General features: G+C 64.6%; 16 protein-coding genes. 10 read left to right on the forward strand and 6 right to left on the reverse strand.

Annotated features, from left to right (window positions below):
* Positions 1-16: 16 nt before the first annotated feature.
* Complete coding sequence (locus U6115_RS09175) at positions 17-463, reverse strand: pyrophosphohydrolase domain-containing protein (protein WP_043576187.1); 447 nt, start codon at positions 461-463, stop codon at positions 17-19.
* A gap of 73 nt (positions 464-536) precedes the next feature.
* Positions 537-1,826 (reverse strand): 3-phosphoshikimate 1-carboxyvinyltransferase, encoded by a 1,290-nt coding sequence (gene aroA / locus U6115_RS09180; RefSeq protein ID WP_043576185.1) that lies wholly within the window; start codon positions 1,824-1,826, stop codon positions 537-539.
* 227 nt (positions 1,827-2,053) lie between these two features.
* On the opposite strand from aroA, the gene cmk reads away from it, so the two are divergent.
* The 10 genes from cmk (at position 2,054) to rfaD (ending at position 11,283) form a co-directional block, all read left to right on the forward strand.
* A complete protein-coding gene (gene cmk / locus U6115_RS09185) occupies positions 2,054-2,722 on the forward strand; it encodes a (d)CMP kinase (RefSeq protein ID WP_043576183.1) in 669 nt (222 codons plus the stop codon).
* Between the two features lie 94 nt (positions 2,723-2,816).
* On the forward strand, positions 2,817-4,511 hold the full coding sequence (gene rpsA, locus U6115_RS09190; protein WP_099049667.1) for a 30S ribosomal protein S1: 1,695 nt from the start codon (positions 2,817-2,819) through the stop codon (positions 4,509-4,511).
* A gap of 7 nt (positions 4,512-4,518) precedes the next feature.
* A complete protein-coding gene (locus U6115_RS09195) occupies positions 4,519-4,833 on the forward strand; it encodes an integration host factor subunit beta (protein WP_043576179.1) in 315 nt (104 codons plus the stop codon).
* 137 nt (positions 4,834-4,970) lie between these two features.
* Positions 4,971-5,264 carry a LapA family protein gene (locus tag U6115_RS09200; RefSeq protein ID WP_043576178.1) on the forward strand — a complete coding sequence of 98 codons (294 nt, stop codon included), beginning with the start codon at positions 4,971-4,973 and terminating at the stop codon, positions 5,262-5,264.
* Positions 5,265-5,326: 62 nt separating this feature from the next.
* Complete coding sequence (gene lapB, locus U6115_RS09205; protein ID WP_043576176.1) at positions 5,327-6,484, forward strand: lipopolysaccharide assembly protein LapB; 1,158 nt, start codon at positions 5,327-5,329, stop codon at positions 6,482-6,484.
* 74 nt (positions 6,485-6,558) lie between these two features.
* Complete coding sequence (gene pyrF / locus U6115_RS09210) at positions 6,559-7,302, forward strand: orotidine-5'-phosphate decarboxylase (RefSeq protein ID WP_043576173.1); 744 nt, start codon at positions 6,559-6,561, stop codon at positions 7,300-7,302.
* Complete coding sequence (locus U6115_RS09215) at positions 7,299-8,618, forward strand: UDP-glucose dehydrogenase family protein (RefSeq protein ID WP_043576171.1); 1,320 nt, start codon at positions 7,299-7,301, stop codon at positions 8,616-8,618. The genes pyrF and U6115_RS09215 overlap by 4 nt, the downstream gene beginning before the upstream one ends.
* Before the next feature lie 12 nt (positions 8,619-8,630).
* Positions 8,631-9,593: a D-glycero-beta-D-manno-heptose-7-phosphate kinase gene (gene rfaE1, locus U6115_RS09220; RefSeq protein WP_052258102.1), complete on the forward strand. Its 963-nt coding sequence runs from the start codon at positions 8,631-8,633 to the stop codon at positions 9,591-9,593.
* A gap of 50 nt (positions 9,594-9,643) precedes the next feature.
* Positions 9,644-10,231: a DUF924 family protein gene (locus U6115_RS09225; protein WP_043576168.1), complete on the forward strand. Its 588-nt coding sequence runs from the start codon at positions 9,644-9,646 to the stop codon at positions 10,229-10,231.
* 50 nt (positions 10,232-10,281) lie between these two features.
* A complete protein-coding gene (rfaD, locus tag U6115_RS09230; RefSeq protein WP_043576247.1) occupies positions 10,282-11,283 on the forward strand; it encodes an ADP-glyceromanno-heptose 6-epimerase in 1,002 nt (333 codons plus the stop codon).
* Positions 11,284-11,370: 87 nt separating this feature from the next.
* Here the strand turns inward: rfaD and U6115_RS09235 are convergent, their stop codons facing one another.
* The 4 genes from U6115_RS09235 to U6115_RS09250 are packed head-to-tail and all read right to left on the reverse strand — an operon-like array spanning position 11,371 to position 14,070.
* Complete coding sequence (locus tag U6115_RS09235; RefSeq protein ID WP_043576165.1) at positions 11,371-12,141, reverse strand: FCD domain-containing protein; 771 nt, start codon at positions 12,139-12,141, stop codon at positions 11,371-11,373.
* Positions 12,142-12,199: 58 nt separating this feature from the next.
* Positions 12,200-13,294: an ACR3 family arsenite efflux transporter gene (gene arsB, locus U6115_RS09240; protein ID WP_043576163.1), complete on the reverse strand. Its 1,095-nt coding sequence runs from the start codon at positions 13,292-13,294 to the stop codon at positions 12,200-12,202.
* A gap of 9 nt (positions 13,295-13,303) precedes the next feature.
* Positions 13,304-13,717 (reverse strand): arsenate reductase ArsC, encoded by a 414-nt coding sequence (locus U6115_RS09245; RefSeq protein WP_043576160.1) that lies wholly within the window; start codon positions 13,715-13,717, stop codon positions 13,304-13,306.
* Entirely contained in the window at positions 13,714-14,070 is a 357-nt protein-coding gene (locus tag U6115_RS09250) for an ArsR/SmtB family transcription factor (protein ID WP_043576158.1), read from the reverse strand. Before U6115_RS09250 ends, U6115_RS09245 begins: the two co-directional genes overlap by 4 nt.
* Between the last annotated feature and the right edge of the window lie 19 nt (positions 14,071-14,089).

Here is a 14,089-nt window from a genome sequence, read left to right on the forward strand (position 1 = left end):
TTAAGGACGTTTTAATTCAGGACAAAGATTGCGACGTATTGTTGCGGTCCTGCGCCTGGCGGATCACTTCCAGCTTGTCCGCCGGCCGCCAGCCTTCCGGCTTCAGCACCTTGCCGTCGGCGCGGCGCACCACCTTGCCGTCCACGCATTTGCGCAGATTGGCGTCGTGTATCGCCTCGCACATCGCCTCCAGCGGCAGGCCCTGCGACAGCAGCAGGCCGCACACAACATTGAGCACGTCCACCGCCTCGGCGGCGAGTTCGGCGCGGCTGCGCAGTTGCTGTTCGGGCGATTGCGCCGGCAGCTCGCGATAATCCGCCAGCGCCTGTTGGAGCTCGGCCAGCTCTTCGTCCAGCATGGTCTGCCACATCGCCAGCTGTTCGGGCTGATATTCGGGATGGGTGGGGGAGGGGATGTCGAAGCGCCGCATGAAATCGCGGCGCATCCGGAACAGGTCGCTCATCGATAGACTCCTTAGACTCCTTTGCAAGGCGTATATTGTGGAGCCTATCGATTAAGCCATCAATATATTGTGATTATTTCGCCTGCAGCGCGGCCAGCGCCTGGAAGTAGCCGGGGAAGGTCTTGGCCACGCAGTCGGGGTCGTTGATCACCACCGGCGCGCCCAGCAGCGAAACCAGCGAGAAGCACATCGCCATCCGGTGGTCGTCGTAGGTGTCGATTTCGGCGTTCGGCGTCAGCTCGGCCGGCGGGGTGACGCGGAGATAGTCCGGGCCTTCCTCGACTACGGCGCCGACCTTGCGCAATTCGGTCGCCATCGCCGACAGCCGGTCGGTTTCCTTCACCCGCCAGCTGGCGATGTTGCGCAGCGTGGTGGTGCCGTCGGCGGCCAATGCCGCCACCGCCAGCGTCATCGCCGCGTCCGGAATGTGGTTGCAGTCGAGGTCTATCGCCTTGAGCTTGCCCTCGGCGCGGGCCTCGATCCAGTTGTCGCCGCGGCTCACCGTCGCGCCCATCAATTCCAGCGCCTCGGCGAAGCGCACATCGCCCTGAATGCTGGCGTTGCCGACGCCTTCCACCCGCACCGGGCCGCCGGCCAGCGCGCCGGCCGCCAGGAAGTAGGACGCGCTGGAGGCGTCGCCTTCGACATAGACTTCGCCGGGCGAGATGTAGTGCTGGCCGCCGGGAATCACGAAGCGCTGCCAGCCGTCGCGTTCGACGCGCACGCCGAAGCGCGCCATCAGATTCAGCGTGATTTCAATGTAAGGCTTGGAGATCAGCTCTCCCACCACTTCGATCTCGGCCTGGCCGCCGGTCAGCGGCAGCGCCATCAGCAAGGCGGTGAGGAACTGGCTGGAGACATTGCCCTTCACCTGGATGGGCTGGGCGCAGCGCACGTCGGCCGGGGAGATGGCCAGCGGCGGGAAGCCGGGCTGGCCCAGATAGGCGATGCGGGCGCCGGCGGCGTTGAGCGCGTCGACGAGGTCGCCGATCGGGCGCTCGTGCATGCGCGGCACGCCGGACAGCTGGTAGTGGCCGCCCATCAGCGCCAGCGCGGCGGTCAGCGGCCGGAAGGCGGTGCCGGCGTTGCCGAGGAACAGCTCGGCGTTTTTCACCGGGAAAGCGCCGCCGGCGCCGTGCACGCGGAAGTCGCGGCTGTCGCCCTGCTGCTCTATTTTCACGCCCAGCAGCTTCAGCGCGCCCAGCATGTGGCGGATGTCGTCCGAATCCAGCAGGTCGCGCACCAGCGTGCTGCCGCCGGACAGCGCGGCCAGCAGCAGGGTGCGGTTGGAGATGCTCTTGGAGCCGGGCAGCTTGACGGCGCCGGCGAGGCGAGGGCAGGGGAGCAGGTGCAGTTGTTCCATATTGACGGGGCGCGCTTTATTTTCGGGTGCGTATCGCGGGTTGGACGAAAGGGTGAGCGGACACTGTACCCGCCGCCGCCGCCTGCGCGCAATCGCCGGCCGCGCGAGGACGGCGGCATCCGCTCCCCTGCAAGGCGCCGGCTTGCGCTACAATGCGCGGTTTTACCGGCTTCTTTCGGCGCGCCGACGGAGCCGGTGGCTTGAGATTGCAACAGGATCAAACTCCCATGACAGTTCCGGTGATTACCATCGACGGGCCTTCCGCTTCCGGCAAGGGCACGGTGGCCGCCCTGGTGGCCTCGCGCCTTGATTTCCACTACCTCGACTCCGGCTCGCTGTATCGGCTGCTGGCGCTGCACGCCCGCCGCCATGGCATCGCCTGGGACGACGAAGCGGCGCTGGCCGGCGCCGCGATCGTCCTGCCGGTGGAGTTCTCCGACGGCGCGGTGTGGCTGGAAGGCAACGATGTCAGCCTGGATATCCGCGCCGAGGAAATCGGCATCGGCGCGTCCAAGGTGGGGGCGCTGCCTGAAGTCCGCGCCGCGCTATTGCAGCGCCAGCGCGATTTTCGCTTGGCGCCGGGCCTGGTGACCGACGGCCGCGACATGGGATCGGTGGTGTTTCCGGACGCCATGTTGAAGATATTCCTGACCGCCAGCGCCGAGGAGCGCGCCGAGCGCCGCTATAAGCAGTTGATCGGCAAGGGGGAATCTGCTAACCTCCCCAGAATTATGCAGGACATTATCGATCGGGACGCGCGCGATGCCGCCCGGCCGGTAGCGCCGCTGCGCCAGGAGCCGGACGCCTTTTTGCTCGATACCACGGAGCTGACCATAGACCAGGCGGTCGACAAGGTCCTCGGGTGGTTTGAGGAAAGACAGGTTTCCGGCCATTGATTTTTTAACGGCTGTTTTTGCTGCGTTGCAAAAGCAGCCGCGTGTTCAACCCTAACCCCGCACGCCGCAAGGCATGCAACCGAGAGTACGCTTGATGACTACCCTCTCCATGGAAAACTTCGCTCAACTGTTCGAGGAAAGCCTCACCCTGCACGATATGCGCGTGGGCGAAGTGATCACTGCTGAAGTCGTGGCAGTTGATTCCAACTTTGTAACCGTGAACGCAGGCCTCAAGTCCGAGTCCCTGATTCCGGCTGAAGAATTCAAGAACGACCAAGGCGTCGTTGAAGTCGCCATCGGCGACTTCGTCACCGTCGCCATCGACGCGCTGGAAAACGGCTTCGGCGAGACCAAGCTGTCCCGCGAAAAAGCCAAGCGCATGGCTGCCTGGGTTGAGCTGGAAGAAGCTCTGGAAGCCGGCACCATCCTGTCCGGCCTGATCAGCGGCAAGGTCAAGGGCGGCCTGACCGTCATGGTCAACGGCATCCGCGCCTTCCTGCCGGGCTCCCTGGTTGACGTGCGTCCGGTGAAAGACACCACCCCGTACGAAAACAAGCAGATCGAGTTCAAGGTTATCAAGCTGGATCGCAAGCGCAACAACGTCGTGGTTTCCCGCCGCTCCGTGCTGGAAGAAACCCTGGGCGAAGAGCGCAAGGCTCTGCTGGAAACCCTGAAAGAGGGCGCAGTCATCAAGGGTATCGTCAAGAACATCACCGACTACGGTGCGTTCGTCGACCTGGGCGGCATCGATGGCCTGCTGCACATCACCGACCTGGCATGGCGCCGCGTGAAGCACCCGTCCGAAGTTCTGGCGGTTGGCGATGAAGTGGAAGCCAAGGTACTGAAGTTCGACCAAGAGAAGAACCGCGTATCCCTGGGTCTGAAGCAACTGGGCGAAGATCCGTGGGTGGGCCTGTCCCGCCGCTACCCGTCCGGCACCCGTCTGTTCGGCAAGGTGACCAACCTGACCGACTACGGCGCGTTCGTTGAAATCGAACAAGGCATCGAAGGTCTGGTGCACGTGTCCGAAATGGACTGGACCAACAAGAACGTACACCCGTCCAAGGTAGTTCAAGTTGGCGACGAAGTGGAAGTCATGATCCTGGAAATCGACGAAGACCGTCGTCGCATCTCCCTGGGCATGAAGCAGTGCCTGGCCAACCCGTGGAACGAGTTCGCCGACAACTTCCACAAGGGCGACAAGCTGAAGGGCGCGATCAAGTCCATCACCGACTTCGGCGTGTTCGTTGGTCTGCCGGGCGGCATCGATGGCCTGGTTCACCTGTCCGACCTGTCTTGGAACGAAGCTGGCGAAGAAGCCGTGCGCAAGTTCAAGAAGGGCGACGAGGTTGAAGCCGTTGTTCTGTCCATCGACGTGGAAAAAGAACGCATCTCCCTGGGCATCAAGCAACTGGAAGGCGATCCGTTCAACAACTTCGTTGCGATGAACGACAAGGGCGCCCTTGTCAAGGGCACCGTGAAGTCCGTTGACGCCAAGGGCGCCGTAATCGCTCTGGATACCGACGTTGAAGGCTACCTGCGCGCTTCCGAGCTGTCCCGCGACCGCGTGGAAGACGCTCGCTCCGTCCTGAAGGATGGCGAAGAAGTGGAAGCCGTGATCGTTGCCGTTGACCGCAAGTCGCGCAACATCAGCCTGTCGATCAAGGCCAAGGACGCTCAGGAAGAGAATGCCGCGATGAAGAACCTGTCCACCGTTGACAGCGCTTCCGCCGGCACCACCAACCTGGGTGCCCTGCTGAAGGCAAAACTGTCCGGTTCCAACGAGTAATTGCGTCATGACCAAATCTGAGCTGATCGCGCGGCTGTCCGAGAGACTCGCCGAGCGCAATTCTCAGTTGGTCTACAAAGATGCTGAGTTGGCCGTCAAGACCATTCTGGACGCGATGGCCAACAACCTGGCTCAGGGAAGCCGGATCGAAATCCGCGGCTTCGGTAGCTTCGATTTGAACTACCGTCCGCCGCGCGTCGGCCGCAACCCTAAGTCGGGCACCAGCGTCTCGGTTCCTGAGAAATACGTGCCTCATTTCAAGGCTGGCAAGGAGCTGCGGGAGCGCGTGGATCTGTCCCTGTTGGAGCAGACCCAGGCCTGATGGCAGTTCTTTGACGCCTGTCGTGCCAAAAGCGCCGCATTTTGCGGCGCTTTTTTCGTATTCGGAGCCCGCGGCGGCTTGGGTTGTGGCTGGCTATCGTTTAAAATTGCACTCCGGCAAACCCATCGAGCGAACCCATGCGATATTTGTTGCGTATCGTCGAACTGGCCCTGCTGTTGCTGCTGGTCGCGGTCACCGTGCAGAACAGCCACGCGGTCGAATTCAAACTGTTCTTCGGCCAATCGTGGTCGGCGCCGTTCATCGTCTTCCTGTTGCTGTTCTTCGTCGCCGGCGCGGTGGTAGGCCTGCTGGCCACTTTCAGCTTCTATCTGAGAACCCGCCGCGAGCTTTCGCAACTGAAGAAAGAGCTGCGCAATCGCCCGCCTGCCAGCAAGGTTGTCAGCGATCCCAGCGACGCCATCGCCGATTGATGGCCGCCTAGCCTGCCGGCCGCGTCCGCGGCCCGGATTCTATTATCCCGAAAGGATTGCTGTTGGAACTCGATTTGTGGTGGCTGCTGCTGTTTCCAGCCTTTTTCGGCCTGGGCTGGTTTGCGGCCCGGGTGGATATGCGCACCGTGCTGAAGCAGGCGAAAGCGGTGCCGATTTCGTATTTTCGCGGCCTGGACGCGCTGGTCGACGACAAGACCGACGTCGCCGCGCAGGCTTTGTCCGAGGTGGCGCGCCAGCAGGGCGCGGCGCTGGAATTGCAGCACGTGCTGGGCAAGCTCTACCGCAAGCGCGGCGAGAACGACCGCGCCATCCGCCTGCACCAGCAAATGCTGGACTCGTCCGATCTGCCCGGCGAGCACCGCGATCTGGTGCGCAACGAATTGGCGCAGGACTTCCGCAAGGCGGGCCTGGTCGATCGCGCCGAGGAAATCCTGCTGAAGCTGCTGGACGGCAATATGGCGCTGGCGGCGCGGCGGCAGCTGCTCGACATCTACCAGCAGGACCGCGACTGGAAAAAGGCGATTGAAACCGCCCGCGAGCTGCGCAGCGACGCGCATTCCTTCCAGCATGAAGTGGCGCAGTTCTATTGCGAACTGGCGCAGGGCGAGCTGTACCAATCCCATTACGAGCAGGCGCGCCAGTACGTGGCGGAGGCGATCGCCGCCAACCGCAAATGCGTGCGCGCCAGCCTGATCCTCGGCGACATCGAATTCGCCGAAGGCCATGTCGAAGCGGCGATGGCGGCCTGGCAGGGCATAGAGAAGCAGAACTACGAATACCTGGCGATGGCGGCCGAGCGTCTGTTCGACGCCTATGAGAAACTGGGCAAGCCGTCGGAGGGCATCGCCCTGCTGCGCGGCTACCAGCGCACTTTCCCGCAGTTGGAACTGACCGACCTGCTGTACCAGAAAATCGCCACTTACGAGGGCGAGGCGCGCGCGCTGGAAGGCGTGCGCGAGGCGGTGCATGCGCGTCCCAGCCTGTCCGGCGTCTACCGGATGATAGAGGCGCAGATGGACGAGCTGTCGCCGGAGGGCCGGATGGACGCCGAGGTGGCGCGCGCGCTGATACTCAAACATTCCCAGCGTTTGAGCGTGCATCGCTGCAAATGCTGCAATTTCCGCTCGCGGGCCTTCTTCTGGCATTGCCCCGCCTGCGGCGAATGGGAAAGCTTCACCGCCAACCGTTCGGAAGCCTGACGCCGTCTTGAACTTCGCGCCGCCGCTGACCCTGGACGGCGCTTCGCACATATAAATAGAATGATGGAGCATGCATGAACCCTTTGATCGCAGCTGCGGATGCGCGGATCGATTCGCCGGTGTTGGTGGCGCTGGATTTCGACAACGCCGCCAAGGCGCTGGACTTCGCCAGCCGGCTTGACCCGTCCGAATGCCGGCTGAAAGTGGGCAAGGAGCTGTTCACCTCCAGCGGCCGCAATCTGGTGGAAACCCTGAGCGCGCGCGGCTTCCAGGTGTTCCTGGACATGAAGTTCCACGATATTCCCAACACGGTCGCCCACGCCTGCAAGGCGGCGGCCGACGCCGGCGTGTGGATGGTCAATGTGCACGCCTCGGGCGGCCGCCGCATGATGGAAGCCGCGCGCGAAGCGCTGGCCGGCTACAGCCAGCGCCCGCTGCTGATCGCGGTGACGGTGCTGACCAGCATGGATGCGTCTGACCTCGCGGAAATCGGCATCGCCGTGTCGCCGGAAGAGCATGTGCGCCGCCTGGCGACGCTGACCCGCGATTGCGGCCTGGACGGCGTGGTGTGCTCCGCGCAGGAGGCTTCGATGCTGAAGCAGGCGCTGGGCCAGGATTTCAAGCTGGTGACGCCGGGCATCCGCCTGGCCGAAAGCGGCAATGACGACCAGCGCCGCGTGATGACGCCGCTGGCGGCGCTGCAAGCCGGCGCCGACTACCTGGTGATCGGCCGCTCCATCACCGGCTCCGCCGATCCGCTGGCCACGCTGCGCCAGATCAATCAAGACATTCAGCAATACCGGAATCAGAAGCCATGAAAGTCACTGTCATTGGTTCCGGCTATGTCGGCCTGGTCACCGGCACCTGCCTGGCGGAAACCGGCTACCAGGTGTGCTGCCTGGACGTGGACCCGCGCAAGATCGAAATTCTGCAAAACGGCGGCATCCCCATTTTCGAGCCTGGCCTGGAAGAGATGGTGAAACGCAACGTGGCCGCCGGCCGCCTGCATTTCACCACCGACGTGGCCGAGTCGGTCGCTTTCGGCGAGGTGCAGTTCATCGCCGTCGGCACGCCGCCGGATGAGGACGGCTCCGCCGACCTGCAATACGTGCTGGGCGCGGCGCGCAATATCGCCCGCCACATGGCGGATTACCGGGTGGTGGTGGACAAGTCCACGGTGCCGGTCGGCACCGCCGACAAGGTGCGCGCGGCGATAGCGGAAGAACTGGCCGCCCGCGGCGCGGCGCTGCCGTTCAGCGTGGTGTCGAATCCGGAATTCCTGAAGGAAGGCGCGGCGATCGACGACTTCATGCGGCCGGACCGGGTGGTGATAGGCGTGGACGACGAGCGCGCCGCCGAGATCATGCGCCGGCTGTACAAGCCGTTCCAGCGCAACCACGAGCGCGTGCTGCTGATGGACGTGCGCTCGGCCGAACTGACCAAGTACGCCGCCAACGCGATGTTGGCCACCCGCATTTCCTTCATGAACGAGTTGGCCAATCTGGCCGAGACCATGGGCGCCGACATCGAGCAGGTGCGGCTGGGCATGGGCTCGGATCCGCGCATCGGCTATCAGTTCCTGTATCCCGGCGTCGGCTACGGCGGCTCCTGCTTCCCCAAGGACGTCAAGGCGCTGGTGCAGACCGGCAAGGAGCACGGCCATACGTTGCGCGTGCTGACCGCGGTGGAAGAGGCCAACGATATCCAGAAGCTGCGGTTGGTGGACAAGGTGGTGGGCCGCTTCGGCAGCGATCTGGCCGGCCGCCGCTTCGCGTTGTGGGGCCTGGCGTTCAAGCCCAATACCGACGATATGCGCGAAGCGCCGAGCCGGGTGATTGTGGACGAACTGACTCGGCGGGGCGCCGAAGTGGTGGCTTTCGATCCGGTGGCCACCCACGAAGCCAGCCGCGTGATGGGCTGCAATGCGCGGCTGCGCTTCGCCGACGATATGATGGCGGCGCTGGAAGGCGCCGACGCCTTGCTGATCGTGACGGAGTGGAAAATGTTCCGGGCGCCGGATTTCGACGCGATCAAGGCCAGCCTGAAGCAGCCATTGATTTTCGACGGCCGCAATATGTACGACCCGTCATGGCTGCGCGAGCAGGGCTTCGATTACCTGGCCATTGGCCGATAAGGGGGCAGAGCTATGGGTTTGATGCAAGAGCTGGAGCTGGATGCCGTCAGGCTGGCGGAAAGCCTGGCGCGCGCGCGGGTGCTGGTGGTGGGCGATGTGATGCTGGACCGTTACTGGTTCGGCGATGTGTCGCGCATTTCTCCAGAGGCGCCGGTGCCGGTGGCCAAGATAGGCCGCAGCGAGGAGCGCGCCGGCGGCGCGGCCAACGTGGCGCGCAATATCGCCGGCCTGGGCGGGAAGGCGACCATTTTGTCGGTGGTCGGCGACGACGAGGCGGCCGGTGTGCTGGAGCGGCTGCTGCGCGATGACGGCATCGCCACCTCGTTCAAGCGCGACGCCAAGATCGCCACCACGGTCAAGCTGCGGGTGGTGGCCAGGCAGCAGCAACTGATCCGCCTGGACTTCGAAGATTCGCCCAGTCACGAGATACTGGCCGACAAACTGCAGGAATTCTCGGCTATCGTCGCCGATCACGACGTGGTGATTCTGTCCGACTACGGCAAGGGCGGCCTGACCCATGTGGCGCGGATGATCGAGCTGGCGCGCGCCGCCGGCAAGCCGGTGCTGATCGACCCCAAGGGCGACGATTACAGCAAGTACGCCGGCGCCACGCTGCTGACGCCGAATCGCAGCGAGTTCAGCCAGGTGGCGGGCTCCTGGCGCGACGAGGATGTATTGGTGCGCAAGGCGCAGAAACTGCGCGAGGAATTGAATCTGGACGCGCTGCTGGTGACGCGCAGCGAAGAGGGCATGACGCTGTTCCGCGCCGACGGCGCGCTGCATCAGCCTACTTTCGCCCGCGAGGTGTATGACGTGTCCGGCGCCGGCGACACGGTGATCGGCACGCTGGGCCTGGCGCTGGCCGCCGGGCAAAGCCTGCCGGTGGCGATGAGCCTGGCCAATGCCGCCGCCGGCGTGGTGGTCGGCAAGCTGGGCACCGCGGTCTGCTCGCAGCAGGAGCTGTTCGCGCTTTGATGGGAACGCCCCGGCAGCTGCCGGGTCCATTCGCTAATGGGGAGGCTGGGATGGCGACACTGACGCCGGCGCAAGTCGAGGCCGTGCTGGAATTCTGGTTTGGCGGGTCCGACGATGCCAGCCTGGCCGCGCCGCGCGAGGCGTGGTTCCGCCGCGACGAGGCTTTCGACGCGGCCATCCGCCAGCGGTTCGCGCCCTTGTGCCGGCAATTGGCCGATGGCGAGCTGGAGATGGCCGACGGCGATGCCCGCGCCGCGCTGGCCTGGCTGCTGGCGGCCGACCAGTTTCCGCGCAATCTGTTTCGCGGCGAGGCGCGGGCTTTCGCTTGCGACGCGGCGGCGCGCCAGGGCGCGCGGCGCGCGCTGGAGCAGGGGCTGGATGGCGGCTTGCCGGCGGTGGCGCGGATCTTTCTTTATCTTCCTTTCGAGCACAGCGAGTCGCTGGCCGATCAGGAACTGTCGCTGCGGCTGTTCGAGGCGCTGGACGCCGAGGCCGGCGGCAATTACCTGGATTACGCGCGGCGCCATCATCAGGTGATCGCGCGCTTCGGCCGCTTTCCGCACCGCAATGCCGCCTTGGGCCGCAGCAGCAGCGCCGCGGAGCTGGAATATCTCGCCGCGCCGGGCGCGGGGTTCTGAATCCATTCATTTTCGGGCCGGACGGCCCATTGCAGAACAAGGACAAACACATGACTATCGTCGTTACCGGCGCCGCCGGCTTCATCGGCTCCAACCTGGTCAAGGGACTGAACCAGCGCGGCATCACCGACATCATCGCCGTCGACAATCTTTCCAGCGGCGACAAATTCCATAATCTGGTCGATTGCGAAATCAGCCACTACCTCGACAAGCACGAATTCCTGCACCTGCTGCTGGATGGCGAATACGAGGGCGAGTTGACCGCCATCCTGCACCAGGGCGCCTGCTCGGACACGATGAATCACGACGGCAAGTACATGATGGACAACAACTATCAGTACACGCTGGCGCTGTTCGACTACTGTCAGCACGAGGAAATCCAGTTCCTGTTCGCCTCCAGCGCCGCCACTTACGGCAAGGGCACCGTGTTCAAGGAAGAGCGCCAGTACGAGGGCCCGCTCAATGTCTACGGCTATTCCAAATTCCTGTTCGACCAGGTGCTGCGCCAGCGCATGAAGGAAGGCCTGGCTTCGCAGGCGGTGGGTTTCCGCTACTTCAACGTCTATGGCCCGCAGGAGCAGCACAAGGGCCGGATGGCTTCTGTCGCCTTCCACCATTTCAACCAGTACCGCGAGCACGGCAAGGTCAAGCTGTTCGGCGGCTGGGACGGCTGGGGCGACGGCATGCAAAGCCGCGATTTCGTGTCGGTGGAGGATGTGGTCAAGGTCAACCTGTACTTCCTGGACAATCCGGGCAAGAGCGGCATCTACAATCTGGGCAGCGGCCGCTCTCAGCCGTTCAACGATGTGGCCGAAGCCGCCGTCAATGCCTGCCGCCGCCATGAAGGCAAGCCGGCGCTGACCTTGGCCGAGATGATCGCCCAAGGCATCGTCGAGTACATTCCGTTCCCGGACGCGCTGAAAGGCAAGTACCAGAGCTTCACCCAGGCCGACATCGGCAAGCTGCGCGAGGCGGGCTACACCGCGCCGATGCTGTCGGTCGGCGAAGGCGTGGACCGTTACGTGGATTGGCTGATCAGCCGCCAGGGCTGATCGCCGGGCCACCCATCGGGTGGGCGAAACCAAAGCCGCGCCGTCGCAAGACGCGCGGCTTTTTTCATGCCGCAGCGGATTGCCGGCTTAGCGCCCGGCGTCGTCCTGCGCCAGCCGCATCCGCGCGCGCGCGTCGCGCTCGGCCTGCTGGCGCTGGTTCTGCAGGGTGTCGGAGACGAAGTCCAGGTGGCGTTCGGCAGCCAGTTGGGCCTCGTCCGGCCGGCCGTCGCGTATCGCCTGCCAGATGGCCAGGTGCTGGCCGCGCAGCGCCTCCGCCACTTCGCCGACCGCGAACAGGTTGGCGATATTGTCCTTCACGTGGCGATGCAGCATCGCCAGCAGGCTGCCGGACAGGTGGGCGAACAGCGCGTTGTGCGAGGCCTCCGCCACCGCCTGGTGGAATTCCACGTCGGCTTGGGCCTGCTCGGCCAGATCGCCGCCTCGATAGGCTTGCTGCAGCCGGTCCACGCAGCGCTGCAGCCGCTCCAGGTCGGCCTGGGTGGCGCGGCTGGCGGCGCAGCGCGCCACCGTGCCTTCCAGCACGCGGCGAAACTCCAGCAGGTCGCCGCGCAGTTCCTCGTGCTGGCCCAGCAGTTTCTCCCAGGGGTCGGAGAAGGCGGTTTCCAGTCTGTCAGTCACCCAGGTGCCGCCGCCCTGGCGGCTGGACAGCAGCCCGCGCGACGCCAGTTGCTGGATCGCCTCGCGCAGCGACGGCCGCGACACGCCGAATTCCTCGGCCAGCTGCCGCTCCGGCGGCAGGCGGTCGCCGGGCTTGAGCACGCCGTCGAGTATGCGTTTTTCCAGCTGCTGGACGATGACGTCGGACAGCTTGGGCAGAGAGACTTTCGGATAGGCCATGGTTTGCTAAGATTGGTCTGACCAGATGGCCAAGGATAGCAGAGGCCCTGGCGCCCTGTCATCGCTCATCGCGGCGCTGGCCGGACGCGCCCTCATACCAGCCCTTGCTCGCCTTCACCGCCTTCACCACCAGCAGCATGGCGGGGACTTCCACCAGCACGCCGACCACGGTGGCGAGCGCCGCGCCGGAGTGGAAGCCAAACAGGCTGATGGCGGCGGCGACCGCCAGCTCGAAGAAATTGGATGCGCCTATCAGCGCCGACGGGCAGGCTACGCAGTGCTGCTCGCCGGCTTTCTTGTTCAGCCAGTAAGCCAGCGCCGAGTTGAAAAACACCTGGATCAGGATGGGTACTGCCAATAGCGCGATCACCAGCGGCTGGCGCAGGATGGCTTCGCCCTGGAAGGCGAACAACAGCACCAGCGTCGCCAGCAGCGCCGCCATCGACCATGGGCCTATGCTGGCCATGGCTGCGTCGAAGGCGGCCTGGCCCCTGGCCAGCAGCGCCTTGCGCCACAGCTGCGCCAGGATGACGGGGATCAGGATGTAAAGGACGACCGAAGCCAGCAGCGTGTCCCACGGCACGGCGATGGCGGAGATGCCCAGCAGCAGGCCGACAATGGGCGCGAAGGCGAACAGCATGATGGCGTCGTTCAGCGCCACCTGCGACAGCGTGAACAGCGGGTCGCCGCCGCTCAGCCGGCTCCAGACGAACACCATGGCAGTGCAGGGCGCGGCGGCCAGCAAGATCAGGCCGGCGACATAGCTGTCCAGCTGTTCGGCGGGCAGCCAGGGAGCGAATAGCTGGCGGATGAACAGCCAGCCCAGCAGCGCCATCGAGAACGGCTTGACCAGCCAGTTGATCAGCAGGGTGACGGCGATGCCGCGCGCGTGCTGCTTAAGCTGATGCAGCGCGCCGAAGTCCACCTTCATCAGCATCGGGATGATCATCACCCAGATCAGCGCGCCCACCGGCAGGTTGACGCGGGCGATCTCCAGCCGGCTTATGGCATGGAACAGGCCGGGCGCCCATTGGCCCGCGGCGATGCCGGCCGCGATGCAGAGCAGCACCCACACTGTCAGATAGCGTTCGAACCGGCCCATGGCGGCGCTTTGGGCGGCTGGCGTTGCAGCCGCGTGTTGACGGGTAGCCATGATGTCTCCTCAGATGCCCAAGGCTTCGCGGACGGCCGGCACCAGCCGTTCGCGGATGTCGTCGCGCACGCGGATGAAACTGTCCAAGGGCTCGCCGTGCGGGTCGTGGAAACCGACATGGATGCGTTTGACCGGCCGGGGAAACACCGGGCAGCTTTCCCTGGCGTTGTCGCAGACGCTGACCACCAGGTCGATCTCCTCGTGCATCACCGCTTCCACTGGCTTGGGATAAAGATCGCCGGTGGGCAGGCCGGCCAGGCGCAAAGCCTCGATGGCGCCGTCGGCGACCTTGGGCTGCGGCGCGGTGCCGGCGGACAGCGCGCGCGCCAGGCCCGCCAGCTCATGGTTGAGGATGGCTTCGCCCATCTGCGAACGGCAGGAATTGCCGGTGCACAGCACCAATACGGTTTTCAGCCGGCTCATGATTGGTCTTCTCCTTTCGCGCTCGCCGCGTTTCGCGGCGAACAGGCGGACGCGCTTGGCAGGCAGGGCTGGCCCTGGCAGCAATTGCGGGTGAGGAAGCCGAGCAGGGCGTCCATGGTGTCGAATTCGGCGAAATAGCGGATGAAGCGGCTTTCGCGCTCGCTCCGGACCAGCTGGACGCGGCTCAGATGCGACAGATGGAACGACAGCGTGGCGGCGGGCAGGCTCAGCTTGTCGGCAATGGCGCTGGCGATCATGCCCTGTTGGCCGGCTTCGACTAGCAGACGGTAGATCGATAGCCGGGACTCATGTCCCAGGGCGGCCAGGCGTTCGGCGGCGGTTAAAGTTTCCATATTTCCATTATTATGGAAA

The organism is Chromobacterium subtsugae (genome assembly GCF_035919665.1).
GTDB classification, from domain to species: domain Bacteria; phylum Pseudomonadota; class Gammaproteobacteria; order Burkholderiales; family Chromobacteriaceae; genus Chromobacterium; species Chromobacterium subtsugae.